This is a genomic window from Micromonospora sp. NPDC003776, from assembly GCF_053605645.1.
In genome coordinates this window covers 1-2,040 of sequence record NZ_JBSGJR010000843.1, presented here as the reverse complement: position 1 = coordinate 2,040, position 2,040 = coordinate 1, and the positions used below count along the sequence as shown (strand labels likewise).

Annotated in this window: 2 protein-coding genes and 1 pseudogene; 2 read left to right on the top strand and 1 reads right to left on the bottom strand. The window is 75.0% G+C overall.

Going from position 1 to position 2,040, the window contains the following annotated elements; genetic code table 11:
- Nucleotides 1–658: pseudogene (locus ACWEVO_RS35615) on the top strand (glycine dehydrogenase (aminomethyl-transferring)); the annotation flags it as partial.
- Nucleotides 659–757: 99 nt separating this feature from the next.
- Here ACWEVO_RS35615 and ACWEVO_RS35610 read toward each other — a convergent pair.
- Nucleotides 758–958: a DUF5999 family protein gene (locus ACWEVO_RS35610; protein WP_452311798.1), complete on the bottom strand. Its 201-nt coding sequence runs from the start codon at nucleotides 956–958 to the stop codon at nucleotides 758–760.
- Between the two features lie 123 nt (nucleotides 959–1,081).
- On the opposite strand from ACWEVO_RS35610, the gene ACWEVO_RS35605 reads away from it, so the two are divergent.
- The coding region (locus ACWEVO_RS35605; RefSeq protein WP_452311797.1) for a chorismate-binding protein at nucleotides 1,082–2,040 on the top strand (959 nt) is incomplete at its 3' end.

The window sequence follows — 2,040 nt, the reverse complement described above, 5'->3', positions numbered from 1 at the left end:
GGCGCGCGCCGACGGGGCGCCGGCGATCTCGGCGGCCCGGTACGGGTCGGCGGGGATCCTGCCGATCCCGTGGGCGTACCTGCGGATGATGGGCGCGTCGGGGCTGGCCCGGGCGACCGGGGTGGCGGTGCTGGCCGCGAACTACGTGGCGGCGCGGCTGCGGCACCACTTCCCGGTGCTGTACGCCGGCAACAAGGGCCTGGTGGCGCACGAGTGCATCCTGGACCTGCGGCCGTTGACCAAGGCGACCGGGGTGAGCGTCGACGACGTGGCCAAGCGGCTCATCGACTACGGGTTCCACGCGCCGACCATGTCGTTCCCGGTGGCCGGGACGCTGATGGTGGAGCCGACCGAGAGCGAGGACCTGGCCGAGTTGGACCGGTTCTGCGACGCGATGATCGCGATCCGGGCGGAGATCGACAAGGTGGGTTCGGGGGAGTGGCCGGCGGGCGACAATCCCCTGGCCAACGCCCCGCACACCGCGGCGATGGTGTCGGGGGACGAGTGGCCGCACGCGTACCCGCGGTCGGTCGGGGCGTACCCGGCCGGGGTGGACCGGGCGGGGAAGTACTGGCCGCCGGTGCGGCGGATCGACGGCGCGTACGGCGACCGGAACCTGGTCTGCTCGTGTCCCGCGCCGGAGGCGTTCGAGAACTGAAGCTGCGCGGATGCCGGGGCGGTGGTTCGGGCCGCCCCGGCGCGTCGGCAACCGGCTGCGGGTCGACGACGCACGCTGCGGTCACGCAGCGTGATGGAATCAGGCGACGAGGGCGTGTCGGGCGGGGCCGCGGTGCGGGGCGATGCTGCTGCCGTCGGGGAGCAGCTCACCGGTGTCCTCGAAAACGATCACACCGTTGCAGAGCAGGCTCCATCCCTGCTCACGAAAGCAGGCGATGACACGGGCGGCTTCTCGGTCGGTCGCCTCAGCGGAGGGGCAGGCGGGTAGGTGCTGGCACATCGGGTTCTCCGGACTGTGGGGGCGCTGTGTCATGGTTCACATGACCAGTGACGCACAGTACCAAGCGGAACCGCGCGGTATCGAGCAAGGTTCCGGCTTGTTCACCCAGAATCGGCTGAACGGATGAGCGAGAACGGACCAGACGGCGTGGAAGCGCTCCCAATGGGGTTCGTCGACGTCCCCGCGGCGCCCGCCGACTGCCGGGCCCGACTCACCGAACGGGCCCGCCTGCAGTGGTGGCCCGCCGACGGCGGCGACCCGGCCGCCCTCGCCGAGGAGTTCCTGGCCGAGCACGGCCTGGACCTGCGGGACCTGGCCCGACCCGCGCGCCACGATCCCGACGGGGTCTGCGGGGCCGCGGTGTACCTGTCCGCCGCGGCCGGGGCGCGCCTCGCCGGGGCCCCGCTTGGCCCGCCCAGCCCCGTGCCGGCCCTGCCCGACCTGGTGGTGGTCGTCTACGGGCACACCGACCGGCCGGCCGGCCCGGCCGAGCGCGCCGGCGGCGGCTGGTGGCTGGGGGACTGGGCCGACAGTTGGACGCCCCGCGCGCACGCCGACGCCGTCGAGGCGGTCCGCGCCGCCATCGGCCGCGGCGACGTCTACCAGGTCAATCTCGTCGGCCACGCCGCCGCGGCGTACGCGGGGGACCCGCTGCCCGCCCTGGCCCGGCTGGCCGCCCTGCCCGGCGCCCGCTACGGCGGCACCCTCGCCGGGCTCGGCTGGGCGGTCGGCTGCGCCTCCCCGGAGACCCTGATCGCCCTCGAGGGCGGCCGCCTGGTGACCCGGCCCATCAAGGGCACCCGGCCGGCCACCGCGGCGGGCCGGCGGGACCTGCTCGCCTCGGCCAAGGAACGTGCCGAGCACGTGATGATCGTCGACCTGGAACGCAACGACCTGGCCCGGGTGGCCCGTACCGGGTCGGTGCGGGTCGAGGACCTGTTCGCCGTACGCCGGTGGTGCGACCTCTGGCAGGCCGAGTCGACGGTCTCCGCGGCGCCCGCCGACGGGCTGGGCCTGGCGGCGCTGCTGCGCGCGGTCTGCCCGGGCGGCTCGGTGACCGGCGCGCCGAAGCTCGCCGCGCT